This is a genomic window from Actinoplanes nipponensis, assembly GCF_016862275.1.
Taxonomy (GTDB): domain Bacteria; phylum Actinomycetota; class Actinomycetes; order Mycobacteriales; family Micromonosporaceae; genus Actinoplanes; species Actinoplanes nipponensis.
The window spans coordinates 40,222-66,576 of the sequence record NZ_BOMQ01000092.1; the positions used below are offsets into that span (position 1 = coordinate 40,222).

At 74.1% G+C, this 26,355-nt stretch carries 27 protein-coding genes; 11 read left to right on the top strand and 16 right to left on the bottom strand.

Annotated elements, in window-relative coordinates; all coding sequences use genetic code 11:
* Positions 1-18 precede the first annotated feature (18 nt).
* A complete protein-coding gene (locus Ani05nite_RS37350) occupies positions 19-1,581 on the bottom strand; it encodes a methyl-accepting chemotaxis protein (RefSeq protein ID WP_203776396.1) in 1,563 nt (520 codons plus the stop codon).
* A gap of 106 nt (positions 1,582-1,687) precedes the next feature.
* Positions 1,688-2,146, bottom strand: coding sequence for a MarR family winged helix-turn-helix transcriptional regulator (locus tag Ani05nite_RS37355; RefSeq protein WP_203776398.1), 459 nt, complete (start codon positions 2,144-2,146; stop codon positions 1,688-1,690).
* 59 nt (positions 2,147-2,205) lie between these two features.
* Here Ani05nite_RS37355 and Ani05nite_RS37360 point away from each other — a divergent pair, with 59 nt between their 5' ends.
* Positions 2,206-3,840, top strand: a complete 1,635-nt coding sequence (locus Ani05nite_RS37360) for an MFS transporter (RefSeq protein ID WP_377882443.1) — start codon at positions 2,206-2,208, stop codon at positions 3,838-3,840.
* Here Ani05nite_RS37360 and Ani05nite_RS42035 read toward each other — a convergent pair.
* A complete protein-coding gene (locus tag Ani05nite_RS42035; protein ID WP_203776400.1) occupies positions 3,837-5,408 on the bottom strand; it encodes a GGDEF domain-containing protein in 1,572 nt (523 codons plus the stop codon). The two genes, Ani05nite_RS37360 and Ani05nite_RS42035, sit on opposite strands and share 4 nt — an antisense overlap.
* A 341-nt stretch (positions 5,409-5,749) precedes the next feature.
* Between Ani05nite_RS42035 and Ani05nite_RS37370 the strand changes: the two genes are divergently transcribed.
* Entirely contained in the window at positions 5,750-6,340 is a 591-nt protein-coding gene (locus tag Ani05nite_RS37370; RefSeq protein WP_239131024.1) for a lytic polysaccharide monooxygenase auxiliary activity family 9 protein, read from the top strand.
* Positions 6,341-6,421: 81 nt separating this feature from the next.
* Here Ani05nite_RS37370 and Ani05nite_RS37375 read toward each other — a convergent pair whose 3' ends face one another.
* Positions 6,422-7,387: a helix-turn-helix transcriptional regulator gene (locus Ani05nite_RS37375; protein ID WP_203776402.1), complete on the bottom strand. Its 966-nt coding sequence runs from the start codon at positions 7,385-7,387 to the stop codon at positions 6,422-6,424.
* A gap of 88 nt (positions 7,388-7,475) precedes the next feature.
* Here Ani05nite_RS37375 and Ani05nite_RS37380 point away from each other — a divergent pair, with 88 nt between their 5' ends.
* Positions 7,476-7,937, top strand: coding sequence for a VOC family protein (locus tag Ani05nite_RS37380; RefSeq protein ID WP_203776404.1), 462 nt, complete (start codon positions 7,476-7,478; stop codon positions 7,935-7,937).
* A gap of 60 nt (positions 7,938-7,997) precedes the next feature.
* On the opposite strand, the gene Ani05nite_RS37385 is transcribed toward Ani05nite_RS37380, so the two are convergent.
* Genes Ani05nite_RS37385 through Ani05nite_RS37395 form a run of 3 tightly spaced genes read right to left on the bottom strand, consistent with a single transcriptional unit; the run spans position 7,998 to position 9,230 of the window.
* Complete coding sequence (locus Ani05nite_RS37385; RefSeq protein WP_203776406.1) at positions 7,998-8,186, bottom strand: hypothetical protein; 189 nt, start codon at positions 8,184-8,186, stop codon at positions 7,998-8,000.
* Positions 8,179-8,790 carry a LiaF domain-containing protein gene (locus tag Ani05nite_RS37390; protein WP_203776408.1) on the bottom strand — a complete coding sequence of 204 codons (612 nt, stop codon included), beginning with the start codon at positions 8,788-8,790 and terminating at the stop codon, positions 8,179-8,181. The genes Ani05nite_RS37385 and Ani05nite_RS37390 overlap by 8 nt, the downstream gene beginning before the upstream one ends.
* Entirely contained in the window at positions 8,790-9,230 is a 441-nt protein-coding gene (locus Ani05nite_RS37395; RefSeq protein ID WP_203776410.1) for a PspC domain-containing protein, read from the bottom strand. Before Ani05nite_RS37395 ends, Ani05nite_RS37390 begins: the two co-directional genes overlap by 1 nt.
* A 476-nt stretch (positions 9,231-9,706) precedes the next feature.
* On the opposite strand from Ani05nite_RS37395, the gene Ani05nite_RS37400 reads away from it, so the two are divergent.
* Positions 9,707-11,803, top strand: a complete 2,097-nt coding sequence (locus tag Ani05nite_RS37400) for a galactose oxidase-like domain-containing protein (protein WP_203776412.1) — start codon at positions 9,707-9,709, stop codon at positions 11,801-11,803.
* A 20-nt stretch (positions 11,804-11,823) separates the two neighbouring features.
* Here the strand turns inward: Ani05nite_RS37400 and Ani05nite_RS37405 are convergent, their stop codons facing one another.
* Positions 11,824-12,231: a (R)-mandelonitrile lyase gene (locus Ani05nite_RS37405; protein WP_203776413.1), complete on the bottom strand. Its 408-nt coding sequence runs from the start codon at positions 12,229-12,231 to the stop codon at positions 11,824-11,826.
* Positions 12,232-12,351: 120 nt separating this feature from the next.
* Here Ani05nite_RS37405 and Ani05nite_RS37410 point away from each other — a divergent pair, with 120 nt between their 5' ends.
* Complete coding sequence (locus Ani05nite_RS37410) at positions 12,352-13,359, top strand: NADPH:quinone reductase (RefSeq protein WP_203776415.1); 1,008 nt, start codon at positions 12,352-12,354, stop codon at positions 13,357-13,359.
* An 8-nt stretch (positions 13,360-13,367) separates the two neighbouring features.
* Here Ani05nite_RS37410 and Ani05nite_RS37415 read toward each other — a convergent pair whose 3' ends face one another.
* The 4 genes from Ani05nite_RS37415 to Ani05nite_RS37430 form a co-directional block, all read right to left on the bottom strand.
* On the bottom strand, positions 13,368-16,145 hold the full coding sequence (locus Ani05nite_RS37415) for a LuxR family transcriptional regulator (protein WP_239131025.1): 2,778 nt from the start codon (positions 16,143-16,145) through the stop codon (positions 13,368-13,370).
* A complete protein-coding gene (locus Ani05nite_RS37420; protein WP_203776417.1) occupies positions 16,112-16,306 on the bottom strand; it encodes a hypothetical protein in 195 nt (64 codons plus the stop codon). The genes Ani05nite_RS37415 and Ani05nite_RS37420 overlap by 34 nt, the downstream gene beginning before the upstream one ends.
* Positions 16,307-16,451: 145 nt before the next feature.
* Positions 16,452-16,829, bottom strand: a complete 378-nt coding sequence (locus Ani05nite_RS37425) for a VOC family protein (RefSeq protein WP_203776419.1) — start codon at positions 16,827-16,829, stop codon at positions 16,452-16,454.
* A gap of 25 nt (positions 16,830-16,854) precedes the next feature.
* On the bottom strand, positions 16,855-17,496 hold the full coding sequence (locus Ani05nite_RS37430) for a TetR/AcrR family transcriptional regulator (RefSeq protein ID WP_203776421.1): 642 nt from the start codon (positions 17,494-17,496) through the stop codon (positions 16,855-16,857).
* Positions 17,497-17,591: 95 nt separating this feature from the next.
* On the opposite strand from Ani05nite_RS37430, the gene Ani05nite_RS37435 reads away from it, so the two are divergent.
* Positions 17,592-18,653 carry a hypothetical protein gene (locus Ani05nite_RS37435; protein ID WP_203776423.1) on the top strand — a complete coding sequence of 354 codons (1,062 nt, stop codon included), beginning with the start codon at positions 17,592-17,594 and terminating at the stop codon, positions 18,651-18,653.
* Between the two features lie 57 nt (positions 18,654-18,710).
* The gene (locus Ani05nite_RS42040; protein WP_203776425.1) at positions 18,711-19,799 is read left to right on the top strand and encodes a cellulose binding domain-containing protein; all 1,089 of its coding nucleotides are present in this window, start codon (positions 18,711-18,713) and stop codon (positions 19,797-19,799) included.
* A 13-nt stretch (positions 19,800-19,812) separates the two neighbouring features.
* On the opposite strand, the gene Ani05nite_RS37445 is transcribed toward Ani05nite_RS42040, so the two are convergent.
* From Ani05nite_RS37445 to Ani05nite_RS37460, 4 genes are read right to left on the bottom strand one after another with little or no spacing between them, the layout of a single operon-like run.
* Entirely contained in the window at positions 19,813-20,097 is a 285-nt protein-coding gene (locus Ani05nite_RS37445) for a hypothetical protein (RefSeq protein ID WP_203776427.1), read from the bottom strand.
* Entirely contained in the window at positions 20,087-20,902 is an 816-nt protein-coding gene (locus tag Ani05nite_RS37450) for a slipin family protein (protein ID WP_203776429.1), read from the bottom strand. The genes Ani05nite_RS37445 and Ani05nite_RS37450 overlap by 11 nt, the downstream gene beginning before the upstream one ends.
* The gene (locus Ani05nite_RS37455) at positions 20,899-21,555 is read right to left on the bottom strand and encodes a hypothetical protein (RefSeq protein ID WP_203776430.1); all 657 of its coding nucleotides are present in this window, start codon (positions 21,553-21,555) and stop codon (positions 20,899-20,901) included. The genes Ani05nite_RS37450 and Ani05nite_RS37455 overlap by 4 nt, the downstream gene beginning before the upstream one ends.
* Positions 21,552-23,960 carry a nitric-oxide reductase large subunit gene (locus Ani05nite_RS37460; protein ID WP_203776433.1) on the bottom strand — a complete coding sequence of 803 codons (2,409 nt, stop codon included), beginning with the start codon at positions 23,958-23,960 and terminating at the stop codon, positions 21,552-21,554. The genes Ani05nite_RS37455 and Ani05nite_RS37460 overlap by 4 nt, the downstream gene beginning before the upstream one ends.
* Positions 23,961-24,119: 159 nt before the next feature.
* Here Ani05nite_RS37460 and Ani05nite_RS37465 point away from each other — a divergent pair, with 159 nt between their 5' ends.
* The 4 genes from Ani05nite_RS37465 (at position 24,120) to Ani05nite_RS37480 (ending at position 26,319) form a co-directional block, all read left to right on the top strand.
* Positions 24,120-24,467 carry a DUF190 domain-containing protein gene (locus Ani05nite_RS37465; protein WP_203776435.1) on the top strand — a complete coding sequence of 116 codons (348 nt, stop codon included), beginning with the start codon at positions 24,120-24,122 and terminating at the stop codon, positions 24,465-24,467.
* A complete protein-coding gene (crcB, locus tag Ani05nite_RS37470) occupies positions 24,464-24,823 on the top strand; it encodes a fluoride efflux transporter CrcB (protein ID WP_203776437.1) in 360 nt (119 codons plus the stop codon). Before Ani05nite_RS37465 ends, crcB begins: the two co-directional genes overlap by 4 nt.
* Positions 24,820-25,566: a sulfite exporter TauE/SafE family protein gene (locus tag Ani05nite_RS37475; protein ID WP_239131027.1), complete on the top strand. Its 747-nt coding sequence runs from the start codon at positions 24,820-24,822 to the stop codon at positions 25,564-25,566. The genes crcB and Ani05nite_RS37475 overlap by 4 nt, the downstream gene beginning before the upstream one ends.
* Before the next feature lie 69 nt (positions 25,567-25,635).
* Positions 25,636-26,319, top strand: a complete 684-nt coding sequence (locus tag Ani05nite_RS37480) for a PadR family transcriptional regulator (RefSeq protein WP_203776439.1) — start codon at positions 25,636-25,638, stop codon at positions 26,317-26,319.
* The last annotated feature ends 36 nt before the right edge of the window (positions 26,320-26,355 follow it).

The window sequence follows — 26,355 nt, forward strand, 5'->3', positions numbered from 1 at the left end:
CCGCCGCGGCCCGGGCCGTCAGGAGGTCAGGTGGAACTGGCTGATCACCGAGCGCAGGTTCGCGGCGGTCGTGGCGAGCTCCTGGGCGGCCCGCTGGGTCTGTGCCGCCGACCGGGTCGCCTCCCGGGAGGTGGTGGTGACCGCGGTGACGCGTTCGGCGATGTCGCCGGTGCGCCCGGCGGCCCGGGCCACCCGGTGGCCGATCTCCTCGGTGGAGGCCGACTGCTCCTCCACGGCGGCGGCGATGCCCTGCTGGATGTCGGCGATCTCGTTGACGGTCGACGAGATGCCGCTGATCGCGGCCGCGGCGTCGGTGCTGTCGGCCTGCAACGCGGTGATCTGCCGGGCGATGTCCTCGGTGGCCTTCGCCGTCTCGCTGGCCAGGTCCTTGACCTCGCCGGCGACGACGGCGAAGCCCTTGCCGAGCTCGCCGGCCCGGGCCGCCTCGATGGTGGCGTTCAGCGCCAGCAGGTTGGTCTGCTCGGCGATCGCGGCGATCACCTGGGCCACCTGACCGATCTGCGCGCTGGAGCCGGACAGCTTCACCACGGTGCGGTTGGCGCCCTCGGCGGCGATGACCGCGTTGGCGACGATCGTGGTCGCCGAGGTGGCGTTGCCGGCGATCTCGGAGATCGCCGACCGCATCTCGTCGGTGCCGGTGGCGATCGCCTGCACGTCCTCGCTGACCTGGGTGGCGCTGCCGGCCGCCGCGGCGGCCTCGACCGAGGCCCGCTCCGCGCCGGCGGAGACCTCGCGGCTCACCTCGGTCAGGGCCTCCGCGGACTCGGCCAGGGTGGTGGCGTTGCGGGAGATGTCGGTGATGGCCGTGCCGACGCGGTCGACGGTGGTGTTGAGCGCGGCGCCCATCGCGCCGAGGTCGTCCTGGGCCCGCACGGTCAGCCGATGGCGGAAGTCACCGGCCGCCACCCGTTCGAGCAGCGCCTTGGTGGCCGCCACGGGCGCCGCGATCAACCGGGCGACGAACCAGATCACGATGCCGACCAGCAGGGCGGACAGGATCGTGACGGTCGCCAGCACCAGCTTGGTGCGCGTGTCGCCGTCCTGTGCGGCCGTCACGTCCCGGGCCGCGCTCTCGCCGAGCAGCGTCTTGAGGCCGTCGCTACCGGCGTCCAGCGCGTCCCAGTGCTCCTGCGTGGTGTCGAAGGTGGCCTGCGGCAGCACCCCGGACACCTGCGCGAGCCGGGCGGCGTCGTCGAGCACCGGCTGGATCGTCGGCAGGTACCGGGCGACCGCGTCGTCGATCCCGGCGTCCAGATCCACCGACCGCAGCGTCGCCTGCTGCTCCGCCAGCTCGCCCGCGTGCTCGGTGAGCTGGTCGATCACCTCCGCCCGCCGCTCGGCGGACACCGCCTGGGTCAGGATCGCCGCGTCGGCCAGCACCACCGAGGCGGTGTGCTGGGAGTCGATCGTCCAGGCCAGGGCCTCCGCGACCCGGAACGCCCGATCGGCGCGGTCACCGGCCGCCTCGGCCTCCACGTAGCCGATCGTGCCGACGGTCAGCGAGGCGGCGATGGCCAGCACGCCGATGGCGGCCAGGCGGCGCTTGACGGTCCATGGCACGGGAGCGCCCCCTCGTCGTCTGCCCGACGGGCGATGCATTCCCCCGTCCCCGGTGACGGTCTCACGGTGCCCGCCGGCCCGGGGCCGGAATCAGGCAGAATGCCGCTCAGCGCTCGGCGGCGTAGTCGCGCATGGCCCCGGCGACGTCGTGCAGGAACCGCGCGGTGGCGGCGGCCTGCTCGGGGGTCAGCTGCCCGGCCGCCTCGTCGATGCGGCCGAGCAGCGGGGCCAGGGCCGCGAAGACCTCCTCGTACGCCCGGTCGGTCGCGACCACGGACTGTCGCCGCCGGTCCGACGGGTGCGCGACCCGGCGCACGTGCCCGGTGCTCTCCAGGCGGTCGACCAGCGTGGTGGCCGACGCCGACCGGATGCCCAGGCGCTGCCCCAGCTCGCTCGGTCCCAGCCCGTCCGCGCTGGTCACGACGTGATCCAGCGCGGTGACGTCGGTGAGGCCGAGGGCCAGCCGGCGCGCCACGCTCTGCACGGCTTCGCCGTTGGCCCGCAGCATGTCCCGGACGGCGTACGCCAGCTCGCTGTGTCGTGGTGCCCGCCGCTGCCCGGTCATGGCGCGATTCTACGGCAGGCAGGTAGCTAGATTCTCTAGTTACCTGTATAACGAGAATCATGATGTCGGAGAGAAGTGACCGCCGCCGCTGGCTCGGCCTGCTCGTGGTCAGCCTCGGCGTCGCGATGATCATCGTGGACGCGACCATCGTGAACGTCGCCGTCCCGTCGATCATCAAGGACCTCGGCGCCACCTCCAGCGACGCCCAGTGGATCCAGGAGTCGTACACGCTGGTCTTCGCCGCCCTGCTGCTGGTCGCCGGCCGCACGGCGGACCGGGCGGGACGGCGCCGGCTGTTCCTGATCGGGGTCGTGGTGTTCGTCCTGGGCAGCATCGGCTGCGCCCAGGCGCCCGACCCGCCGCTGCTCATCGCCTTCCGCCTCGTGCAGGGCGTCGGTGGGGCGCTGATCCTGCCCGCCTCGCTGTCGCTGCTGAACGCCACCTTCACCGGCCGCGAGCGGGGCATCGCCTTCGCGGTGTGGGGCTCCACCATCGGTGGCACCGCCGCGCTCGGCCCGCTGCTCGGCGGCTGGCTGACCACCGAACTGTCCTGGCGGTGGGCGTTCGGCATCAACATCCCGCTCGGCGCCCTCATCATCGCCGGCGCCCTGCTGCTGCTCCCGGAGTCCCGCGAGCCCCGCGACCGGCGGGGCAACGACTGGGCCGGCGCCCTGATCTCCATGGTCACGCTCACCGGCATCGTCTTCGGCCTCATCGAGGGGCGCAACTACGGCTGGTTCGAGCGCACCGGCCCGGTGGACGTGGCCGGCTTCTCCTGGACGGCGCGGCTCTCCCCCGTACCGGTGGCCCTCGCCCTCGCCGTCGCCGGCGTGATCGCCTTCGTGGTGGTCGAACGCCGCCGCAACGCCGCCGGCAGATCGGTGCTGCTCGACCTGCGGCTGTTCGCCATCCCGTCGTTCCGCAACGGGAACCTGGTGGCCGGCATCGTCAGCCTCGGCGAGTTCGGCCTGCTCTTCTCGCTGCCGCTGTGGCTGCAGAACGTGCGGGGCTACACCGCCTTCGAGGCCGGGCTGGCGCTGCTGCCGCTGGCCGCCGGCAGCTTCCTGGCCAGCGGCCTGGCCGCGCCGCTGACGGCCCGGCGGGGCGCGGTGTTCTCGGTCCGCCTGGGCATCCTGCTGGAGCTGGCCGGCGTGGCCGGACTCGGTGTGGTCGTCGCGCCGGGCACGCCGTGGTGGGCGTTCGCGCCGATGCTGTTGGTCTACGGCATCGGCGTCGGGCTGGCCACCGCCCAGATCACCGGCGTGGTGCTGGCCGACGTGCCGGTGGCGATGAGCGGCCAGGCGTCCGGCACCCAGAGCACCACCCGGCAGCTCGGCTCCGCGCTGGGCATCGCCGTGCTCGGCACCGTGCTGTTCACCACGCTGGCCGGGCACCTCGGCGCCGCGCTCACCGACCGCGGCATCCCGGCCGGGGAACGCGACGCCGTGATCACCGCGGTCAAGGACAGCGCGGGGGCGGCCATCGGCGGGCTGGCCGCGGATCCGGGCACCGCGCCGCTGGCCGACGACGCGCGCCAGGCGTTCTCCACGGCGACCCGGTGGACCGCCTTCACCGCGACCGGTTTCCTGCTGATCGGCCTGATCGCCTCGGCGCGGCTGGGCCGGGGTCGCCGGGACCCGGACCCGCCGGACGGCCGGGCCGCCGAGGCAGCCGCGGCCGGGGGCTCCGGCTAGCCCGCGGAGGCCAGCCGGAACGAGCCCTTGCCGGCGCACTTCGCCGCGTACATCGCCTCGTCGGCGGTGCTCAGCAGCATCGAGGTGTCCTGGTCCCGGCAGGTGGCCTGGGCCACGCCGACGCTGGCGCGCACCCGTACCTGCTCGCCGCCGGGCAGCCGGCAGGGTTCGCCGACGGCCTGCACGATCCGGGCGGCCACGACGGCGACCTCGCCGGGCTGCGGCTGGTCGACCAGCACGGCGAACTCGTCGCCGCCGAGCCGGGCGACCACGTCGCCCGGCCGCACGCTCGAGCGCAGCCGGGCCGCGGTCTCCACCAGCACCGCGTCGCCGGCCGCGTGGCCGTACGAGTCGTTGACCGGCTTGAAGTCGTCGAGGTCGATCAGCAGCACGCCGACCTGGCCGTCGCGCCGCAGCGCCGCGCCGAGCCGGTCGAGGAACTGCGCCCGGTTGCCCAGGCCGGTGAGGCTGTCGGTGAACGCCATGACGTGCAGGCGCTCGGCCAGCGCGTCGCGCTCGCGCAGCAGCCGGGCGTTGTCGAGGAACGCGGTGAGCTGGCGGGCCACCACGATGCCGGTGATCGCGGCCAGGCCGACGATGGCCACCCAGGCGCGCAGATCGAGCCCCTTGACCGCCAGCGTGACCACGAGCAGCGCGAACGTGGCGACCAGCGCCGCGTACGGCAGCAGGCTGAAGGGGCGCTTGCGGTTCTCGGCGCGCCGGCCCCCGCCGACGTGCAGGGAACGGCACTGCGACCAGGCGGCGACCATGAGCAGGGCGTGCGAGGAGGCCGTCATCGCGAAGATGACGCCCGGGTGCCCGGCCCGGACCAGTTCGGGGCCCAGCGCGCGGGACATGCCCTCGACGGCGGCGGCCAGCGGGCCGAGGACGCCCATGTGCCACCGGAAGGGCGCCACCCCGCTCAGGAAGAGCCGGGCCACGGCGAACGCCGTCACCATCGCCACCACCGGGCCGGCCGCGACCATGACGAGGTCGTGCGCCCGGACGGACAGGTCGTCGGTGGTGCTCGACACGGTCCAGTAGAGCCCGTACGCGCCGGCCGCCACCACCACCGTGGCCACGTCCAGCAGGTAGCAGAGCCGCTCGTGGGCCGACCGGTGCGGAATCGGGTACGTCAGCACGACGACCGTCAGGATCACGCAGCCCAGGCCGAGCGCGCCCGTGCGGACCGCCCCGGCGCCGGTCAGCGCCGCGAGCGAGAACGGCGCGCCGAAGGAGGCCGCCAGCTGGGCCCACTCCCCGGCGCTGAAGACGCAGCCCGCGACGGCCATGGCGGTCCAGAAGCGGCGGCGCGGATCGGCCCGGTCCATCTGCCGGCTGGCCCGGAACGCGTAGTACGACATCGCCGACGCGAACAGCGCTACGGCCAGCCAGCAGCTGAGCACCTGCACGCGCAGGCCGGCGGCGGTCGAGACGTACCAGCCGGACAGGGCGAAGGCGGCGGTGACGGCGGCGCCGGGGAGCGCGGCGCTGCCGCGGGTGCGGCTCGAGCACGCTCGTAGCCGCCCGGCCCAGCCGTCGGCCGGTCCCGCCACCCGTGTCGTCATCTGGTTTCCGCCCCCGCCACTGCACCGTCGACGGTGGCGGCGTCGCGGGGTTCCGCTGCGTCGACCGTCTCCCGGTGCTATCGGCCAGCCGCGGGCCCGGTTGAGGAAGTCCGCCCGCCGCGACGACTCCCGTCAAGTCGGCACACAGTCCCACTAAACCTGACCAATCATTGAAATTGACATCCATCGATGCCATACTCTTGGGAGCGCTCCCATTTCCCTTCCCAGCGCCGCCGAACGGAGGACGAACCATACCTTCCCCCCAGCCCCGACCCCGCGGTGGACGACCCCGGTCCGCCGCCCGTCAGCCCCTTCGAGCGCTCGTCCTGCTGCTCACCCTCGTGCTCGGCCTGCTGCCCGCGGCCGGCCCGGCCCAGGCCCACGGCACCATCGTCGACCCGGCCTCCCGCGCCTACCAGTGCTGGCGCGACTGGGGCAGCAACCACACGAACCCGGCCATGCAGCAACAGGATCCGATGTGCTGGCAGGCGTTCCAGGCCAACCCCGACACCATGTGGAACTGGATGAGCGCGCTGCGCGACGGCCTCGGCGGCAACTATCAGGCCCGGACGCCCGACGGCCAGCTGTGCAGCAACGCCCTCGCCCGCAACAACAGCCTGAACACCCCCGGGGCGTGGAAGACCACCACCGTCGGCCGGACCTTCACCGTCCACCTGTACGACCAGGCCAGCCACGGCGCCGACTTCCTGCGGGTCTACGTCAGCAAGAACGGGTTCGACCCCACCACCCAGCGCCTCGGGTGGGCAAACCTCGACCTGATCACGCAGACCGGCCGGTACGCGCCCGCGCAGAACATCTCGTTCACGGTCTCGACCTCCGGCTACACCGGACGGCACACCGTCTTCGTCATCTGGCAGGCCTCGCACCTCGACCAGGCCTACATGTGGTGCAGCGACGTGACCTTCGGCTGAGCGGCGGCCCCGGCGGCCCCTGCTCCACCCCGGCCCAGGACCTCCGCGTCCTGGGCCGGCGCCCGGTGGGTCCGGGCCCGGTCACCCGCCGGCCGCCAGCAGCCGCCCGGCCAGCACCCGGCACCGGTCGACCAGCTCCGGCGGATCCAGCACCTCGAAGTCGTGTCCCAGCAGGAGCACGTGCAACAGCACGAAGTCGAGGCTGCCGGCGCCGCTGAGCACCTCGCACCGCCCGTTCCCGCGCGGCCGCACGACCGCCGCGGACGCCGGCAGCTGCGCGCGTACGGTCTCGGCCGGCGCGTGCAGCAGGAACCGCGCCCGGTGCGGGTAGACCCGGCTGGCCACGCTCTCCTGCACGTACGCCGCCGCGTCGGGCGCCGGGCGGGGGCGGAAGTGCCAGGCCCGGGCGGCCACCTCGGTCATCCGGTCGACGCGGAACGTACGCCAGTCGTCGCGGTCGAGGTCGAAGGCGACCAGGTACCAGCGCCGGTCGGAGGCGACCAGGCGGTACGGCTCGACCCGGCGCCGCCGTACCTCACCGCCGGACGGATAGCCGAAGCCGGCCTCGGCCGCGTCGCGGCAGGCCCGGGCCAGCGTCATGAGCACCTCGGGATCGACCGGCGTCCGGCCGCCGCCGAAGGACTCCACCGAGCCGGAGAGCGCCCGGACGTCGTGCCGCAGCCGCAGCGGCAGCACCTGGTCGAGCTTGGTCAGGGCCCGCAGCGCGGCGTCCCCGGCGCCGGCGATCGCCCCGCCCGCCCCGGCCAGCAGCGAGACCGCGGTGGCGATCGCCTCCTCGTCGTCGAGCAGCAGCGGGGGCAGGTGCTGCCCGGCGCCGAGGCGGTAGCCGCCGCCGACCCCCTGCGCGGCGTGCACCGGATAGCCCAGCGTGCGCAGCCGTTCGACGTCGCGGCGCACCGTGCGCGAGGTCACCCCGAGCCGCTCGGCGAGCTCCGGGCCGGTCCAGACCTGCCGCTGCTGGAGCAGGCCCAGCAGGGTGAGCACCCGCTCGGTCGTGCCCCGTTCGCCGCCGCTCGCCCCGTCCATCTCTCCACCCTGGCAGACATAGCGGACCGATACTGTCCGCCAGGGCTGGCAAGGTGGTCGCCATGGACCACCGAGAACGGAGAACCCGATGAGCCGCGAGATCCAGGTGACCTTCGACGCCCACGACCCGGCGGCGCTGTCGTCCTTCTGGCGCGACGTGCTGGGCTACGTCCACCCCGGCCCGCCCGGCGTCGACCTGCCCGCGGGGGCCGACCCGCTCGCCGCCTGGGACGACTTCCTCGACCGCGCCGGCGTGCCGCCGGAGCAGCGCAACACCCGCTCCGCGATCGAGGACCCGGACGGCCACGGCCCGCGGCTGTTCTTCCAGCAGGTGCCGGAGGACAAGGCCGGCAAGAACCGCGTCCACCTCGACGTCCGGGCCGCCCCGGGCGTACGGGGCGAGGAGCGGATGGCGGCGCTGGAGGCCGAGTGCGACCGGCTCGTCGCGCTGGGGGCCAAGCGGGTCAGCCGGGCCGAGCCGGAGCCGCCGCTGAGCCTGGGCTTCATCGTGATGACCGACCCCGAGGGCAACGAGTTCTGCCTCGACTGACGGCGTCGCGCGACTCGTCGCCGGGGTCCGGGCCTCACGCGTGCCGGTGGTGCGGTGCTGTCACCCGACCGGGCGTGCGGTGCCGCCCACCAGCAGCGCCAGCCCGGTGGCGACCAGCGCGGCCGGTCCGGCCCAGCTGAGCGACGGCCGCCACACGTCCAGGGCGGCCAGCAGCAGCACGGCCCCGGCCACGGCGGCGAGGACACCCATCGCGACGGCGAACGCCGTCCGTTCTCTCGGCTCACTCATGCCACACCTCGATCAGTCCGAGCCCGACCCGGGCGTCGATGTCCACCGCCGGTCCCGCGCCGGCCTGGGTCCAGCCGGCGTCGATCCCGTTGTCGACGGAACGGCCGTCCACCTCGATGTCGCCCGAGCCCACCGCCGAGACGACGCGTACCGGGCCCCCGGCCGGCACCGTCAGGGACAGCTTGCCGATGCCGACGGCGACCTCCATCCGGCCGCCGGCGGGCAGCGCCCGCTCGGTCAGATCGACCCGCAGCTCGCCGATGCCCACCACGGTGTGCACGGGCCATTCGGTCGCGGCCGGCGCGACGCTGCGCTGCCCCACCGGTCCCGCGTAGCGCCGCACCGGCAGGGCGGCCAGGATCGCGGCGATCAGCAGCAGCACGCCGGCCGCGGCCAGCGCGCCGGGGACGCGCCGGAGCACCAGGACGGCCAGCCCGACCGCGAGCAGGCCGACCGCGGGTAGGACCCGCCAGGGCACCGGTACGCCGAGCCCGTCGAGCAGCCACGCCACCCCGGCCGCGACCACCAGCAGACCGGCGATCAGCGGACCCCACCGCGGCGCGGTCCGGCCGCCCAGCCCGGCCGGGGCCGGCACGGTGGTCATCACCGCCTCCGGTCACGGGTGGCGGAGATCAGCACCAGGACCCCGGCCAGAATGATGATCAGCGGCCAGACCAGGGCCACGTCGAACCACGGCGCGACCAGGCGCAGCAGCAGCACGCCGCCGAGCGCGACCAGCACGATCCCGGCGTACCAGGACAGTGAGCCCGGGGAGGACCGGGCCGGCGCCGGCTCCGGCTCGCCGGCGTCGTCCGGGACGGCGATCCAGGCGATCACGTACGCGAGCACGCCGAGCCCGCTCGCCAGCACGAGCGCCACCGCGGCGATCCGCAGCAGCACCGGATCGACGCCGAGGTAGCGGCCCAGGCCGCCGCACACGCCGCCGATGACGCGGTCGCTGCGGCTGCGGCGCAGCCGGCGCACCGGGGACTCCGGGAGTGGCGGTGGGGTGGGTGGATAGGCACCGATGGATGGCGTAGTCATGACGCACACCTCCCGTCTCCGAGGCTGGCCGCACCCGGCCCGGCGCGCCAGGGGCCGAGGACCCGGACGGTACGAGGCCTCCGGCCCCTGCCCGGCCGGCAGCCCGCTCCCGGTGACGTGAGCGGCCGCCGACGTCATCCGGGGCCCGGCCGGCCGACAGCCGTTCGGTCAGCGCCGCCGACCCGGACGGCGGCGGGAACGACCATAGCGTTGCGCCCCGACGTATTGAATGGCGACTTAACGAAGGGTTAAGGTGGCCGCACTGGCCACATGGGACAAGCGGGGCTCAGACGATTCCTCAGTGGCCCATTTCCGTACACGCCCACGATGATCTCCCGGCGCGCGCATGATCCTTGTTCGCGCGGCCGGAAGGGCGTGTCCGTTACTGGCGGAAAACGGCCGGGTCGGGCGCGAATGGGTCTTGATAAACGTCGATGGCGATCGCTGTGTTACTTCGGCGAAGGGACACATTCGCAATGCGCAGACGTCGGGCCCTCATCGTTTCCGGATCTCTTTTCGCGCTGGTGCTGTTCGCCGCGGCCGGGCCGGCCGCCGCCGGCGGGGCGGGCCACGCCCGGGCCGCGACGCAGGCCCACGCGCACGCTCCGGACCAGGACGAGCTGCGCGAGCACCTGGCCCAGGACCTGGTGGGCACGCCGATGCGGGTCATCGAGGAACGGAGCGCCCGGAACGCCGCCCGGATCGAGCGCGAGACCGGTCGGCGCCCCGGCACGGCGCGGACCCGGGCGAGCGTCGCCGACGACCCGGGTCAGTCGGGATCGTGGAGCCCGGTCATCGGCACGAGCGTCGTTCCCGTGTTCGAGGCGGTGCTGCCCAACGGCAAGGTGCTGATCTGGGACTCCGTCGGCGACAACGCCGCCGAGTCGTACCCGGACCACAGCTTCACCCGCGCGATGGTCTGGAATCCGGCCGACGACACCGCCAAGCGGGTGGATCTGCAGGGATCCAACATCTTCTGCTCCGGCTTCGCGCACCTGGCCAACGGCAACATCCTGGTCGCCGGCGGCAACGCCAACGCCAGCCTGGAGGGCACGGTCCGGACCTACGTGTTCAACTGGCAGACCGAGACGTGGACCCGCGGCAAGGACATGGCCGCGGCACGCTGGTATCCCTCGGTGGCCGAGACGGCCAACGGCGAGGAGGTCATCATCGGTGGCGGCCCCACGACCGCCGAGGTGTACCAGACGAACGGCGCCGTGCGCGCGCTGACCGGGTTCACCAAGTACAGCGCGCGGCTCTACCCGTTCCTGGGCTCGCGGCCCGACGCCCAGCTCGGGCTCGTCGGCCCGTACGCCACCGGGTACACGGTCACCACCGCGGGCAACGGGGTGATCACGGCGACCACCACGCGGGACAGCATCTCGCGGGACTACGGGAGCTTCTCCACGTACGACATCGGCAGGACCCTCGTGGTCGGCGGCGGCAACATCACCGAGGACGGGGTCGCCAAGGTCCCCACCCGCACCGCCGTCGTGCTGGACAGCCGGACCGGCCTGGCGCCGTCCGTCGCCGCCACCGGCTCGCTGTCGACGGGACGGCGGCAGCTCAACGCGACCCTGCTGGCCGACGGCTCGGTGCTGGCCACCGGCGGCATGACCAGCACCGCCACCTCACCGCTGGTCGACCTGAACCACGCCGCGACGGCCGCGGAGCGCTGGGATCCCGCCACCGGCCAGTGGACGGTGCTGGCCGGCGCGAGCCGGGTCCGGCAGTACCACTCGACCGCGGCGCTGCTGCCGGACGGCCGGGTCATGACCGGCGGCGGCGGCATCTGCGGCATCTGCATGACCGCCGGCTACCTGGAGAAGAACATCGAGTACTTCACCCCGCCCTACCTGTACGACAAGGACGGCAGCGGGCGGCTCGCGACGCGGCCGGTCATCTCCACGGCGCCGACCGGCGTGGGCATCGGCGCCACGTTCACCATCTCCTCCGCGCAGGCGTCGAGCATCCGCAAGGTGGCGCTGGTCGGCCTGGGCGACGTGACCCACAGCGTGAACCAGGGTCAGCGCTACGTGCCCCTGACCTTCTCGGCCTCCGGCACGACGCTGACGGTCACCGGGCCGCCGAACGGTGGGGTGGCCCCGCCCGGCTTCTACATGCTCTTCGTCGTCGACGACGCCGGAGTCCCGTCCGTCGCGAAGATGGTGCAGGTCGCCAAGGGCCCGAGCCCGGTGATGAGCCAGGTCAGGAACAGCACCGGACGGTGCATCGACGTCCCGTTGTCCGCGACGGCAATTCGTACTTATGTGCAGGCCTACGACTGCAACAACAGCAAGGCGCAGGCGCTGACCCGGCTGCCCGACGACAAATCGGTGCGCGTGCTGGGCAACTGTCTCGACGTGCCGTCGCGGAATTTCGTGGCCGGCCAGAAGGTGTGGACCTACACCTGCAACAAATCAATCGCCCAGACCTGGCAATTCGGTTCGGACGGCACAATGCGGCCGACCGGCAATACCGCGGTGTGTCTCGCGGTGGCGTCCGCCGACAACAAGGCGGCGATTCTTCTCGGCACCTGCAACGGCAGCGCCGCGCAGAAATGGACGTGGTGACGATGAGCTGACGGCGGCGGTCACCGCCGGTTCGCGGCCTCGTACCGGTCACCGGCGACCGGTTCGAGCCAGGTGGTCGGGTCGCCGCCGTCGGGGCCGGCCTCCAGCATGGCCAGGTGGCTCATGAAGGTGTCCGCGGCGGCGCCGTGCCAGTGCTCCTCGCCGGGTGGGCAGACCACCGTGTCGCCGGCCCGGGCGCGCACCACGGCGCCGTCGCGGGTGCCGACCAGGGCGACGCCCTCGGTGACGTGCAGGGTCTGCCCCACGGCGTGGGAGTGCCAGTTCGTGTGCGCCCCCGGGGCGAACCGCACCAGCGCGACGGTCAGCCGCGAAGGGCCGGTGCCCTGCTGGATCGGCGTCATGTAGACGTCCCCGGTGAACGCCGTGGCGGGCATCTTGACGGTGGCGCTGACGGTCCTGAGTTCCATGGCGCTTCCTCTCGATCGACGTCGTCCAGCCAAGCGCACGGACCGGGCCGGCATCCAGTCCCTGCCGGTGCCGGTACCGACAGGACCCCCTTCGCGGCCGGCTGCCGTAAGTTCGGTGCCGTGAGGGCGATCGTGTTCAGCAGCACCGGTGACAGTTCCGTCCTGCGCCTGGCCGAGCGGGAGGTCCCGGAGCCCGGTGACGGCCAGGTCCGCGTGCGGGTGATGCGCTCCGGGGTCAACCCGACGGACTGGAAGCGGCGCTCGGCCGGCGACCCCGGCTTCGCCGAGGTCACGCCGAACATGGACGGCGCCGGCGTGGTGGACGCGGTCGGACCGGGCGTGCTGTCGCTGCACGCCGGCGACCGGGTGTGGGTCATGCTCGCGGCGCACAGCGGTCCCTTCGGCACCGCCGCCGAATACTCGATCGTGCCGGCCGCGCACGCCTTCCCGCTGCCCGAGGGGATCGCGTACGACGTGGGGGCCGCCCTCGGCGTACCCGCGATCACCGCGCACCGGGCCCTGACGGTGGCCGAGGGCGGTCCCGCCCGGCTCAGCCCCTTCGCGATGGCCGGCCGCACCGTGCTGGTCGCCGGGGGCGCCGGCGCCGTCGGGCACGCCGCCATCCAGCTCGCCCGCTGGGCCGGCGCGACCGTCATCACCACCGTGAGCAGCCCCGGGAAGGCCGCGCTGGCCACCGCCGCCGGGGCCCACCACGTCGTCGACTACCGGCACGGCGACGCGGCCCGGGAGATCCGCGCGGCCGCCCCGGACGGCGTGGACGTCGTCGTGGAGGTCTCCCCGGCCGGCAACGCCGAGCTGAACCGGGCGGTCGTCGCCAACCACGCCACCATCGCGATCTACGCGAACAACGGCGGCGACACGGCCGCGTTCGACATCCGCCCGCACATGATGCTCAACACCCGGGTGCAGTTCCTCATCCTCTACACGCTGGGCGAGCCGGCGCTGCAGGCCGCGGCCGAGGACGTCGGCGCGGCGCTGCGCGACGGCGCGCTGCCCGTCGGCGAGGAGCACGGGCTGCCGCTGCACCACTTCCCGCTGGAGCGCACCGCCGACGCCCACGACGCGGTCGAGCGGGGCGTGGTCGGCAAGGTCCTGATCACCCCGTAGGCGGCCCGTCAGCGCCGCCCGACGAGCTCGCCCACCTCGGTCCGGGACGAGACGCCCAGTTTGCGGAGGATGTTGGAGACGTGCACGGCGGCGGTCTTCGGCGAGATGTACAGACGCCGGGCCAGTTCCGGGTTGGTCAGCCCGTCGCTGATCAGCACCGCCACCTCCCGCTCGCGCGGGGTGAGCGCGGCCGGGCCGGTGACCGCCGGCGGCGCGTCGGCCGGGGCCAGGCCCAGCCCGGCGCGGACCCGGGCGAGCTGGGCCACCCGCCAGCCGCCCCAGTCGGCCAGCAGGTCCGTGGCCGCCGCCACCTGCGCGGTGGCCTCCTCGCGACGGTCGCCCGCGAGGAGGCAGCGGGCGGCGCCGACCCGGACGGTGCCGCGGTTCGCCGGCCCCAGGATGTGCGCCTCGGCGACGGACAGGTAGCCGGCCAGCGCCTCGGCGGGCCGGCCGCGCGCCTCCGCGAGCTGGGCCTCGACCAGCGTCCGGTAGGCGTCCCAGACCTCGGCGTCGAGCAGCGCGGCGGCCAGCCGGTCCAGCCGGTGCGCCGGCAGGCCGATCTCCAGCGCGGCGGAGATCAGATCGTGGGCCTGCTCCCCGCTGCGCCACGTCTCCCCGGCCAGGGCCGCGACGAGCTCGTCCAGCCCCGCCTCGGCGCGGGCCCGGTCGCCGCGGCGGCAGGCGAGGTGGAAGGCCAGGCCGGGGATGGTGGTCGGCGGGTTGTTGGGCACCGCCGCCAGGTCGGCGACGAGTTGCTCGACCCGGTCCAGCTCGCCGGCCTCCAGGTAGAGCCCGGCCAGGAAAACCCCGTGGTAGTCGGCCCAGCGGCCGCGGCGCCGGTAGCCGCGGTCCTGCTCGCGGCCCTCCTCCAGCGCCGCGATCGCGGCGCGCAGGTCGCCGGCCCGCAGCGCCAGCCGGGCCCGGCCCTGGAAGTACGTGGCCACCGCGAGCGACTCGAAGCCGGCCCGCTCGGCGTCGACCCGCATGCGTTCCAGGATCTCGGCGTGCTCGGCCGGCGAGGTGGGCGGCTCGCCCTGCACCAGGTTGCTGAGGGCGCGGGCGGCCAGCACCCACTCGCCGGCCCGCTCGGCCTCGTCGACGAGTGTGGACAGGATCTTCCGGCCGGCAGCGGCGGTCTGCGGGCGCTCGGTGAGCGTCGAGCCCTTCTCGACCAGCGCGGCCAGGCGGACGCCGGGCAGGTCGAACTCGTCGGCCAGGGCCAGCGCGCGCTCCGACCAGAGCAGCGCGGCGTCGAGGTCGTCACGCAGGTACGCCGACTGCGCGATCGCGGTCATCGCCCGCGCCTGGTCGGCGCCGGGCGGCAGCTGGGCGATCAGGGTCTCGATGTCGTGGGTCAGGGCGCGCATCTCGTCGGTCTCCCGGGACTCCCAGGCGATGCGGACCAGCAGGTACAGCGACTCGGCCCGGTCGGTGCTGGTGCCGGCGACGTCCCGCCAGCGCCGGCCGTAGCGCAGGGCGTCGTCCAGCAGGCCGGCCAGCCACGCCGCCCGGGCGGCGCCGGCGAGCAGGCCGGTGTCGTCGGGCGCCTCGTCCAGGCCGGTCTCGGCCAGCTGCAGGGCCTGGTAGGCCGAGCCGATGGAGAGGTAGAGCGCGGTGCCGCGGCGGGCCGCGGCGATCATGTCGTCGTACCGGCCGGCGCCGCGGGCGTGGTGCGCCACCATGGCGGGGTCGGGGCCGTCGTCCCCGGCGCCGCCCGGGACCGGGCCGACGGCCGATCCCCTCCGCAGCAGCACGTCGAGGGCCGCCTCGTGCAGCCGGCGGCGCTGCCGGCTGAGCATCTGGTCGGCGATCGCCTCGCGCACCAGCGCGTGCCGGAACGCGAACTCGTCCTCGCCGGACTCGACCAGGACGCCCCGGGTGACCAGGCCGCGCAGCACGGCGATGAGCTCGTCCTCGCCCGTGCCGGTCACCTCGGCGAGCAGGTCGAACGGGATGCGCTGGCCGAGCACGGTGGCCGCCTCGACGACGCGGTGGCTGAGCGGGTCGAGGTCGTCGACCTGGCGGCGCAGGACGTCGGCCAGGCTCCACGGCAGCGGCTGCTCGACGAGCGCCTCCATGTCGTACCCGGGCAGCGCGCGCAGCAGCTCCTCCAGGAAGAACGGGTTTCCGCCGGTGCGGTGGTGCAGCGCCGTCGCGGCGCGCAGCGGCGCCGGCGCGCCGGTGGCCGCGGCCAGGAACGCCGCGGTCTGCGCGCGGGTGAGGCGGTCCAGCCGTACGTGGGTGACGGTGTGCCGGCGTTCCATCCGGGCCAGCAGGCCGGCCACCGGCTGGCGCCGGGTCACCTCGTCCGGCCGGTACGTGCCGATGAGCAGCCGGGGCCCGCGCTGGTCGGCGATCCGTTCGAACAGCGCCGCGCTCTCCGAGTCGGCCCAGTGCAGGTCCTCGAAGAAGACGACCGCGGGCGCGTCGCCGATCAGGTCGGCCAGTAGGGCCAGACCGGTGTGCAGGCGTTCGACCGCGCTGCGCCCCGGGTCCGCGAGGGCGGCCAGCTGCTCCTCGTCGACTTCCGGGCGGCCGTCGACGGCGTCCAGGAGCACCTCGTACGGCCGGGACAGCGAGCCGGGCTCCGCCTGGCCGACCAGCACCACGGTCTCCGCGGGCAGGGTGGCCAGCAGCTCGTGCACCAGCCGGGTCTTGCCGATGCCCGGCTCGCCCGCGATGAGAGCGACGGCGGGCTCACGCGCCGCGGCGAGCCGCGCCAGCCGGCGCAGCTCGCCGTCCCGCCCGATCATCACCGGGCCGGCGCCGCCGCCGAGGGTTCGCACGGCCTCAGGGTACCGGTGGGCCGGCCCCGGACGGCCGGGGCTTTGCGGGCCCGGCGGGCCGTCCGGGCGCGGGTGAGCAGGCGTGCCCGGTCGGCCTCGGCGATCAGCTCGCGGCGCCGGTCGTTCGCCAGTACCAACAACAGGTCCGGGTGCATCCACATGGCTTGTCTCCTCGTCAACCGGTGATAGCTCGATCCTCGGTCGGACAGGGTTCCGCCACATCGGCCGGGCTTACCTATCTTCGCTGGTCAGCAGCGTTCAGACGGGCCGGCGAGCGGCCTAGGCACACCTAGGCGCGGCCATCGCTCAGCCGTGCGGCCGGTACTCGACCGCCTGCAGCGCCCACCGGTTGCCGTCCGGGTCCCGGAAGTGGACGAAGTGGCCCCACGGGTGCACCTCGACCTCACCGGCCTCGATCCCGGCGGCCAGCAGCTGGTCCCGGGCGGCGTGGGCGTCGGCCACCACCACCTGGATCTCCTGGGTGCCCGGCGTCTTGCCGGTCACGCCCTCGCCGATCATGATGGAGCACGCCGACCCGGGCGGCGTGAGCTGCACGAACCGCAGGCCGTCGCGGACCTGGTGGTCGTGGTCGGCGCTGAACCCGAGCCGCTGGTAGAACGCCTTGGCCCGGTCGACGTCGGTCACCGGCACGGGGATGAGCTCGATCTTCCACGTTGGTGTCATGGGTCCATCGTGTCCGGAATTGCGGTCAGGTTCCGACCTGTGGGTCGGCCGGACGGTCGCCCGCCGGGCCCAGCAGGGCCCGCACGCCGGCGAGGTAGCCCTCGGTGTCGGTGCCGGCGACCAGCAGCCGTTGCAGGACGAAGCCCTGCACCAGCCCGAGCATGGCCGCGCCCACCTGCTCGGGCACCGCGTCGGCGCCCAGGTGGCCGGCGGCCTGCCAGCGGCGGGCGGATTCGGAGAAGTATCCCCGCAGCCGCCGGTACACCTCGTCGGCGCGGGCGGCGAGCTCCGGGCTGCGCAGCGCCTCGGCCCACACCTGCACCCCGATCCGGGTGACGTCCACACCGAGGACCGGGTGGTCGGCGATCCGTTCGCTGACCGCCTCGAGGACGGCGGTGAGCACGTCGGTGGGTGACGGGGTGGCCCCGTCGGCCAGCAGCAGCGCGAACGTCTCGTCCGCGGCCGACAGCGCCTGTTCCGCCACGGCCCCGATCAGCTCCTCCTTGCTCCGGAAGTAGCGGTACACCGCGCCGGCGGACAGCCCGGACGCGCCGATGATGTCGGCCATCGACGTGGCGTGGAACCCGTTGGCGGCGAAGAGCCGGGCCGCCGCGACCACGATCTCGCCGCGGCGGTTGGTCCGGTACTGCTCGGAGACGCGTGGCATGCCCCGACAGTAAAGCGAACGTTCATTCTTGACAAGTCGTCACGCGCCGCGCACCATCGTAAAGCGAACAACCGTTCTCTTTTGAGGGAGTCGACATGGCCGTGCCCGTCTCGCCACCAAGGGACACCTCGTCGCCGTCGTCCTGGGCCCGGGTGGCCGGCGCGGTCGCCCTGCTGACCCTGATCATCAGTGTGTTGCTCACCGCCTTCGCCTGGCCGTCCGTACGGTCCTCGGTGCACGACATCCCGCTCGCCGTCGTCGGGCCCGCCCCGGCCGCCGACCGGGTCAGCGCGTCGCTGGCCGAGCGGATGCCGGACGCCTTCGCCGTCACCGAGGTGGCCGACACCGCCACCGCCGAACGACTCATCCGCGACCGCGAGGTCTACGGGGCGATCGACGTCAGCGCGGGCCCGCCGCGGGTGATGATCGCGTCGGCCGCGAGCGCGCCGGTGGCCCAGGCCCTGCAGGGCGTCGCGACCGCGCTGGCCCGGGCGCAGGCGCCGGCGGGCAGCCCGGCGGTCGCCGTGCGCGACGTCGTGGCCCTGCCCGCCGACGACCCGCGCGGCGCCGGCCTGGCCGCGGGCGCCCTGCCCCTGGTCATGGGCGGCCTGCTCGCCGCGGCGCTGCTGACCAGCCTCGTCCGCGGCACCGGCCGCCGGGTCACCGGCGCGCTCGCCTTCGCGGTCACCGGCGGCCTCGCCATGGCGGCGATCCTGCAGTTCTGGCTCGGCTCCCTCGACGGCGCCTACCTGGCCAACGCCGGCGCCGTCGCCCTCACCATCGCCGCCACCGCCCTGACCGTGCTCGGCCTGGAATCGCTGCTCGGCGCGGCCGGACTCGGCGCCGGCGCCGCCGTGATGATGCTCATCGGCAACCCGTTCGCCGGCACCAGCACCGCCCCCGAGATGCTGCCCGGCTGGTCCGGCGCGCTCGGCCAACTGCTCCCGCCCGGCGCGGGTGGCCATCTGCTGCGCTCCACCGCGTTCTTCGACGGTCACGACGCCGCCCGGTCCCTCACCGTGCTGACCGCCTGGGTCGTGCTCGGCGCCGCGCTGTGCCTGATCAGCGGCGTACGCGCCCGCGGGCGCAGCGGGGCGACGATCAGCGCCACGGTCGCGCCGTCGCCGTCGCCGTCGCCGTCAACCGCGGCCGCCTGACCGGACCGGCCGCTTTCCACATTGACTAATCTCGATGGCAACGGGAGGCTGGGAGACATGCCGCGCCGCCCGGGAACCACCATCGCCGCCGTCCTGCTCACCGCCGGCGCCCTGGCCGCCGGGGTGCTGACCGGCCCGGCCGCGCACGGCAGCGACCGGCCGGTCACCGCCGGCCCCTCCGCGCCCAACCCGTCGCCCTACCCGCCGACCGCGCCGGCCGGCCCGGCCGCGACCGCGGTGCACGCGGCCTCGGTGTCGCTCGCGTGGACCGCGTCCCGGCCCGGCTGCTGCCCGGTCGACCACTACGAGATCCACTACAGCCTCGCGTTCGACGACGTCGTCCGGTCGGCGGACGCCGGGAACGCCACGGCCACGACCATCACCGGCCTCGCGCCCGGCCACGAGTACACGTTCCGGGTCGCGGCCGTCGACGTCGTCGACCACCGATCGGCGTCCTCCGATCCCGTCACCGTGGTCACCCCCGCCTCCGACACCGCGGCCGACACCACCCCGCCGAGCGCGCCGGCCGGCCTCACCACGACCGCCGTCACCTCGTCCGGAGCGGTGCTCAGCTGGTCCCCGTCCACCGACGACGTCGGGGTCGTGGGCTACGACGTCTACCGGTTCGACGGGTGGTACACCTCCACCCTGCTCGGCAGCACCGCCGGCACCACCTACGTCGCCCCCACCGGCGGCGGCCGGATCCTCTTCTACGTCCGGGCCCGCGACGCGGCGGGCAACGTGTCGATCGCCTCCAACACCGTCACCACGGTGACCACCACCCCGCCGCCGACCACTCCCCCGGTGACCACCGAGCCGCCGGCGCCGGCCTGCGCCGTCGGCTACCGGGTCACCTCGGCGTGGGCCGGCGGCTTCGTGGCCGAGGTGACCGTCACCAACGCCGGCGCCGCCACGCTCGACGGCTGGAGCCTCACGTTCACGTACGGCGGCGACCAGCGCCTGACCGCGTCGTGGAACGGCGACTTCACCCAGTCCGGCCCCGACGTGACGCTGACCGGCGCGTCCTGGAACCGCACGCTGGCGGCCGGCGCGAGCACCACGGTCGGCGTGCTCGGCAGCTGGCGGGCCGGCAACGCGCCGCCCACCGGGTACGCCGTCGGCGGCCGGCCCTGCGCGGCCGCCTGACCGCGGCCCGCCGTCACTCCGCGATCGTGCCCCGGTGGCGCAGGATGCGGCGCACGCCCAGGCCGGCGAGGCCGAGCCCGGCGCCGGCGACCAGGAAGCCCAGGAACAGGAACAGGTAGATCGGGCTCATCCCGAGGGTCTCCCGCTCGGTGCCCAGCACCGTGCCGATCAGGAACCCGAAGAGCGGCCCCAGGACGGCCACCCCGCCGCCGAGCACGACCAGCCACACCCCCGGGGGCACGGGCGTCAGCCGGATCCGGCGGCCGGGCTCGGGTACGGGGCCGGGATCAGTCGTCATCGCGGGTCCTTTCCGCGGGGCGGGCCGCCGGTGCGGCCCCGTTGACGCCCGGCGCCGCGCCGCCGCGGAACGCGTCGAGGAACGGGCCGATGATGTCGATGGGCAGCGGGAAGACGACCGTGGAGTTGTGGTCCGCGCCGAGCTCGAGCAGCGTCTGCAGGTAGCGCAGCTGGAGGCTCGCCGGGCTCTCGCTGAGCGTCCGGGCCGCGTCCCGCAGTTGCGCCGAGGCCTGGAGCTCGCCGCGGGCGTTGATCACCTTCGCCCGGCGTTCCCGCTCGGCCTCCGCCTCGCGGGCCATGGCCCGCTGCATCGCCTCGGGGATCTCGACGTCCTTGATCTCCACGACCTCGACCCGGACGCCCCACGGCTCGGTCATGGCGGCGATCGACTTCGCCAGGTCCTCGTTGAGGTCCGCCCGGTGCGCGAGCAGCGTGTCGAGGTCCGCGCGGCCGACGACCGACCGCAGGGTGGTCTGGGCGATCTGGGAGGTGGCGACCGCGTGGTTCTCCACCGACATCACGGACTTCACCGGGTCGACCACCCGGAAGAGCACCACGGCGTTCACCCGGGCCGGCACGTTGTCGCGGGTGATGACCTCCTGCGGCGGAATGGTCAGCGTCACCACCCGCAGATCCACCCGGACCAGCTTGTCCAGCCCCGGCAGCAGGACCCGGACGCCCGGTCCCAGCGGCTGGCGCAACCGTCCCAGCCGGAACGCCACCCCGCGCTCGTACTCCTTCAGCACCCGCAGCGAGGCCACGACGGCCAGCAGCAGCCCGAGGGCGAGCACCGCAACGATGATCACCGGATGGCCCCCGGCCCGCGCCGGTCCGAGCCGTAGCTCGCCCGCCGGCGCTGCGCGGCGGCCGCGGCCGCCGCGCGCTCGGCGGCGGCGTCATCGTGCGAACGGTGTCGTACGCCCTCGGGGATGAACACCGGGATGCGGCGCAGGTGGGACCAGAGCGGCAGGCTCAGCAGCAGCGCCGCGGCCATGGCCCCGACCAGCACCAGCAGGGCGTCGGGTCCCGGCCCGGTGAGCGCGGTGCCGAGCGGCCACACCAGGCCCAGCACCACCACTACGCAGGCGATCCCCCGGTGGAAGCGCGCCGCCTCGGAGGCCGGCCACGAGTCGACCAGGCGGTGCACCTCCCGCCCGGAGGCGGAGGTGGTGCAGCCGGCCTTCACCGGGCAGGCGTTGCAGACCGACGGGGTGCCGCGGTAGCGCATCACCCGGTTCCGCGCGTCGAACGACTGCGGCCACAGCCACTGGTCCTGCGGGCACTGCCAGGCGTCGTGGTCCCGGTGATAGACGAAGCCACCGGCCGGGCCGCCCTCGGCGATCGACGCCGCCCGGCGGGCCAGCCCGTCGATGACGTACGCGAGCCCGACCAGCGCCACGCAGTAGCCGGCCGCCAGCCAGTCCTCCACCGTGACCGCGGCGGCCGAGAACCCGCTCACGGCTCCTCCCCCTCGGTCCGCCGGTCGGAGGCGTAGCGGCTCCGCGACCGGGGCGCCTCGGCCCCGGAGCCGGTCAGGACCGGGCGGCCCGTCCGGTCCTGCGCCGCCTCCGGGGTCTCCTCGACGTAGAGGGTCTCCGGCGGCAGCTCGGTCGCCGTCGGCCTGATGCCGTAGCGGACACCGAGCCAGGTGATCCACAGGAACGGCAGGACGCCGCCGACGATCAGGATCAGGTCGCCGGGCATCCGCAGCCATTCGAGCACCGCGTTTCCCGGCTCGGTGAGGTAGCCGAGCGTGCGCGCCTCGAAGTACCCGTCGTCGACCGAGTGCCACAGCTGGAGGATGCCCAGCGGGAGCAGGGTGACGAAGACCATCCAGGCCAGGCCGATGTTGAGCGACCAGAACGACGTCCGCGCCAGCCGGTCGGGCCACCTCGACGCCGGGATCAGGTAGCGCAACGCGAACAGCGTCAGGCCGACCGCGAGCATGCCGTAGACGCCCATCATGGCGCCGTGCGCGTGGTTGGCGGTCAGCGCCGTGCCGATCTGGAAGTAGGACACCACCGGCAGGTTGATCAGGAATCCGAAGACGCCCGCGCCGACGAAGTTCCAGAAGCCCACGGCCACCAGGAACATCACCGCCCAGCGGTGCGGGAACGGCGCGCTGCTGCGGGTCTGCTGCCGGGCCCCCAGCTGCAGGAACGTCCACGCCTCGACGGTCAGGAACGTCAGCGGGATCACTTCGAGCGCCGAGAAGAACGCGCCGAGGGCCATGTGCTCCACCGGCGTGCCGGAGAAGTACAGGTGATGCATGGTGCCGATCACGCCGCCGGCGGAGTAGAGGATGACGTCGAGGAAGATGAGCTGGATGGCGATGCGGCGCCGGACCACGCCCAGCATCACGAAGACGTAGGCCACCATCACCGTGGTGAACAGCTCCAGGAAGTCCTCCACCCAGAGGTGGACGACCCAGAACCGCCAGAACTCCGCGACGGTCAGCCGGGTCCCGGTGGAGGCGAGCATGCCGACCGCGTAGAACGCCGGGATGGCCAGGCCCGCGTAGAGGAACAGCCACGGCATGTTGAGCTTGTGCTCGGTGCGCAGCCGCGACCGGAGGCCGCGATAGACGATCGCGATCCACAGGAACAGCCCGACGGTCAGCAGCGCCTGCCAGAACCTCGGCAGGTCCAGGTACTCCCACTGCTGGTCGAACAGGATCGACCCCTTGGCCCAGCCGGCGCCGAAGATGCTGACCGCCTCGCCGGTCAGGGAGCCGACGACCACGACCACCAGCGCGCCGAGCAGACCCCAGGCCAGCCAGTGCTGCCGCCGGGGCTCACGGCCGGCGATGATCGGCGTGAGGAAGATGCCGGCGGCCAGGAACGCCGCCGCGGTCCAGAACAGCGACAGCTGCACGTGCCAGGTGCGGGCGAGGTTGAACGGCAACACCCGGGCCAGGTCGATGCCGAAGAACGTGCTGAGGTCGGCCCGGTAGTGCTCGATCGCGCCGCCCAGCAGGGACTGGGCCAGGAACAGCGCGGCCACGACGAAGAAGAACCACGCGGTGACCTTCTGCGCCCTGGTCACGGGCACCTCGCCGGGCTGGCGGAAGGCCAGGACCGGCTGCTCGGCGGCGTGCCAGCCGAGCGTCCGGCTCCAGCGCCCGTAGAGCGCGAACAGCGCGCCCAGGCCGACCAGCAGGGCCGTCAGCGACAGGCCCGACCAGACCACGATGTCGGCCGTCGGGGTGTTGTCGACGCGCGGCTCGGACGGCCAGTTGTTGGTGTAGGAGTAGTCGTGGCCGGGCCGCTCGGCGGCGCTCGCCCACGCCGTCCACGAGAAGAACGCGGTCAGCTCGTGGATCTCCCGGCGGTCGGTGATCATCCGGGGTGGCAGGCCGTACCGCGTGCTGTCCGTGCCGAAGAAGTCGGCGTAGTGCCGGGTGGCGTCCTCGAACGCCGAGACCTGCTCGGCGGTGAACACCAGCTCGCCGCTCGCCTCGTCGTACCGGTTCGCCCGCAGCATCCGCTTGACGGCCTCCGCGGGCTCCGGCTGCCCGGCGGCGGCGAGCTCGTTCCGGATGTGGTCGGCCGAGCGGCGAAGGTAGTCCGCGGTGTAGTCGGGGCCGAGGTACCCGCCGTGACCCATCACGGAGCCGTACTGCTGCAGGCCCCGGCGCAGGAACGTCTGCTGCCCGGCGGTCACGTCCGCCCCGGTGTAGACCACCGCGCCGCCCGGGCCGGTCACCCGCTGCGGCAGCGGCATCGAGTCGGTGTACGTCCGCAGCGCCAGCACACCCATGACGAGAAAGCCGAACAGCATGACCAGGGCCACGCCCTGCACCCAGCCCTTGGACAGGCTCAGCTCGGCCCGTCCGGGGTCGTCCACCCGTACCCGATCAGACAAGTCCGCGGCCTCCGTCCCGCCCGGCGACGTCCCCGACCGTATCGACAAACACCGATGACGCGCAGCCCGTGGTGCACAGCCTGCGAAACATCGCCGGTATCGTCGCGGTTGACGCCGCGGAACGGGAGACCGGCGGGTCCGGAAAGGCTGGTGGAGGCGGTGAAGAGGCAAGGGACGGCGCTGCGGCTCACCGTCTTCGTCGGTGAGTCCGACCAGTGGCGCCACAAGCCGGTGTTCACCGAGATCGTGCACCGCGCGCACGCCGCGGGCCTGGCCGGCGCCACCGTGCTGCGCGGGGTCGAGGGCTTCGGCGCGTCGAACCGGGTGCACACCACCCGGCTGCTCTCGCTGTCGGAGGACCTGCCGGTCGCGGTCATCATCGTCGACGAGCAGGACAAGATCCGCGAGTTCCTGCCGCAGCTCGACGAGCTGATCACCGAGGGGCTGGTGATCCTCGATCCGGTCGAGGTGATCCGCTACCTCGGCCGCCCGCCGAGCGCGCCGTGACCGTGCTGCTGGTCGCGCTCGGCGCGGCGGTCGGCGCGCCGCTGCGCTACCTGACGGACCGGGCGATCCAGGCGCGGCACGACTCGGTGTTCCCGTGGGGCACCCTCACGGTGAACGTGGCGGGGTCGCTGCTGCTGGGCTTCCTGACCGGCCTGCCGGCCGGGCCGGCGGCGGCGGCGTTGCTGGGCACCGGCTTCTGCGGGGCGCTGACCACCTACTCCACGTTCAGCTACGAGACGCTGCGGCTGGTGCAGGACGGCGCCCGGCTCTACGCCGCGCTCAACGTGATGGTCTCGGTGGTGGCCGGGCTCGGGGCCGCTGCCACCGGCCTGCTGCTCGCCCGAGCCATCTGGTGACCGCGGCGTCCGACCCCGCCGACTTCGCCGGGGTGCTGGCGCTGGCCTCGGCCGCCGCGTTCGCCCTGGCCTGGCTGTCCGCCGTGGCCGGGTTCGGTGGCGGGGTGCTGCTGCTGCCGGTGTTCACCGTCCTGTTCGGGTTGCGCGTAGCGGTGCCGCTGCTGACCGTCACCCAGCTGGCCAGCAACGGCGCCCGGGTATGGCTCAACCGCGGGGAGCTGCGCTGGCCGATCATCGGCCGGTTCGCCGCCGGCGCGGTGCCGCTGTGCGTGGCCGGCGGCCTGCTGCTGGCGCGGGCGCCGCTGGCCGGCCTGCAACGGCTCCTCGGCGTGTTCCTCCTGGTCGTGGTGCTGTGGCGGCGGCTGCGCCCGCATCCGCGGACGCCCGGCCCGCGCACGTTCACCGCGATCGGGGCCGCGTCGGGCCTGGGCTCGGCGCTGCTCGGGTCGGTGGGCCCGCTGACCGCCCCGTTCTTCCTCGCCGCCGGCCTGACCCGGGGCGCCTACATCGGCACCGAGGCGGGCTGTGCGCTGCTGATGCACCTCAGCAAGCTGGCCTCGTACGGCAGCGTGCACCTGCTCGGCGCCCGGGTGCTGCTGCTGGGCGCGGCGCTGACCCCGGCCACCCTGGCCGGGGCGTGGGCCGGTAAGAGGACTCTGGGACGGGTCAGCGACCGGCTGTTCGTGCTCCTCGTGGAGGCCGGCCTGGTCGGCGCCGCGGCCCTGCTGCTGATCGGCTGGTGACCGGCGGCGACGCCTTGTCCGCCCACTACTCGGATGCGTATACTCGCCGACGAGTATGGAGGTGGAGAGGTGGCCGAGCGGCGTCGGGTCGGCAATCTCCTGGCCCTCGGCGTGCTGTCGGCGGTGGCGTTCCGGCAGATGCACCCGTACGAGATGGCCGGCGCGCTGCGCGGCTGGGGCAAGGAGCGGGACCTGCAGATCAAGTGGGGCTCGCTCTACACCGTCGTGCGCAACCTGACCAAGCACGGGCTGCTGGCCGAGGTGGAGAGCACCCGGGCGGGACGGCGGCCCGAGCGCACGGTCTACCGCATCACCGACGCCGGCCGCGCCGAGCTGGTCGACTGGACCCGGGAGCTGTTGTCCGCCGCCGAGCCGGAATTCCCACGGTTCCGCGCCGGGCTGTCGGTCATGTCGGTGCTGGCCCCCGACGAGGTGGCGGAGCTGCTGCGCCGGCGTCTCGCCGCCGTCGAGCGGGAGATCGCCGGGGCCCGCGCGACCATCGACGAGCACTCCCCCCGGGTGCCCCGGCTGTTCCTGATCGAGGTCGAGTACGACCTGGCCATGCTCGCGGCCGAGGCCACCTGGATGCGCTCGTTGCTGGCGGAGCTGACCGCCGGCACGCTGCCGGGGCTGGCCCAGTGGCGGCGGGCCCACGAGACCGGCGAGATCACCGCCGAACTGGCGGCGCTCGCGGAGACCGGCATCGCCGGAACCGGAGAGGACGAGCCCACCGCAGACCCGTCCCGCACCTGAAGAACGGCCCCGGCGACCTGCTGCAACAGGTCACCG

What these genes read in the sequence shown, in the direction of transcription:
- Ani05nite_RS42035 (WP_203776400.1), bottom strand. Translation starts at nt 5,408, where the DNA reads ATGACGACACGGGTGGCGGGACCGGCCGACGGCTGGGCCGGGCGGCTA.
- Ani05nite_RS37420 (WP_203776417.1), bottom strand. Translation starts at nt 16,306, where the DNA reads ATGTGGATGCACCCGGACCTGTTGTTGGTACTGGCGAACGACCGGCGC.
- Ani05nite_RS37375 (WP_203776402.1), bottom strand. Translation starts at nt 7,387, where the DNA reads ATGGACGGGGCGAGCGGCGGCGAACGGGGCACGACCGAGCGGGTGCTC.
- Ani05nite_RS37445 (WP_203776427.1), bottom strand. Translation starts at nt 20,097, where the DNA reads ATGACGACTGATCCCGGCCCCGTACCCGAGCCCGGCCGCCGGATCCGG.
- Ani05nite_RS37395 (WP_203776410.1), bottom strand. Translation starts at nt 9,230, where the DNA reads ATGACTACGCCATCCATCGGTGCCTATCCACCCACCCCACCGCCACTC.
- Ani05nite_RS37435 (WP_203776423.1), top strand. Translation starts at nt 17,592, where the DNA reads ATGGCCGTGCCCGTCTCGCCACCAAGGGACACCTCGTCGCCGTCGTCC.
- Ani05nite_RS37430 (WP_203776421.1), bottom strand. Translation starts at nt 17,496, where the DNA reads ATGCCACGCGTCTCCGAGCAGTACCGGACCAACCGCCGCGGCGAGATC.
- Ani05nite_RS37385 (WP_203776406.1), bottom strand. Translation starts at nt 8,186, where the DNA reads ATGAGTGAGCCGAGAGAACGGACGGCGTTCGCCGTCGCGATGGGTGTC.
- Ani05nite_RS37355 (WP_203776398.1), bottom strand. Translation starts at nt 2,146, where the DNA reads ATGACCGGGCAGCGGCGGGCACCACGACACAGCGAGCTGGCGTACGCC.
- Ani05nite_RS37425 (WP_203776419.1), bottom strand. Translation starts at nt 16,829, where the DNA reads ATGACACCAACGTGGAAGATCGAGCTCATCCCCGTGCCGGTGACCGAC.
- Ani05nite_RS42040 (WP_203776425.1), top strand. Translation starts at nt 18,711, where the DNA reads ATGCCGCGCCGCCCGGGAACCACCATCGCCGCCGTCCTGCTCACCGCC.
- Ani05nite_RS37360 (WP_377882443.1), top strand. Translation starts at nt 2,206, where the DNA reads ATGATGTCGGAGAGAAGTGACCGCCGCCGCTGGCTCGGCCTGCTCGTG.
- Ani05nite_RS37400 (WP_203776412.1), top strand. Translation starts at nt 9,707, where the DNA reads ATGCGCAGACGTCGGGCCCTCATCGTTTCCGGATCTCTTTTCGCGCTG.
- Ani05nite_RS37390 (WP_203776408.1), bottom strand. Translation starts at nt 8,790, where the DNA reads ATGACCACCGTGCCGGCCCCGGCCGGGCTGGGCGGCCGGACCGCGCCG.
- Ani05nite_RS37405 (WP_203776413.1), bottom strand. Translation starts at nt 12,231, where the DNA reads ATGGAACTCAGGACCGTCAGCGCCACCGTCAAGATGCCCGCCACGGCG.
- Ani05nite_RS37380 (WP_203776404.1), top strand. Translation starts at nt 7,476, where the DNA reads ATGAGCCGCGAGATCCAGGTGACCTTCGACGCCCACGACCCGGCGGCG.